The organism is Cohnella sp. GbtcB17, assembly GCF_019091135.1.
Classification (GTDB): domain Bacteria; phylum Bacillota; class Bacilli; order Paenibacillales; family Paenibacillaceae; genus Cohnella.
On sequence record NZ_JAGXJW010000540.1, the window covers coordinates 1 to 231 of the forward strand.

1 pseudogene is annotated in these 231 nt (G+C 58.0%); it reads right to left on the reverse strand.

Annotated features, from left to right (window positions below):
• Positions 1-231 (reverse strand): annotated as a pseudogene (locus KVT38_RS34365) (alpha-xylosidase); the annotation flags it as partial.

The following is a 231-nucleotide window of genomic DNA, read 5'->3' on the forward strand; positions in this document are numbered from 1 at the left end:
TAAGCCCACTTCGGCAGCATCGGCGCCTTGCCCGTCAAATAACGGCTGCCGCGTACGACCTCGTCCAGCTCAGGTCCTGCTACAAAGTAGTAGTCCATTTCCGCGTCCGCCTCGGTGGACAGGTAAGTGCCGAACGCATCGTCGTGAAACGTCATTAAAGAGTAGCTGTCCACCACGATGCCGTAGCCGCGCGTCGATACGGGCACGGGAACGACGGCTTTCATATTTTGC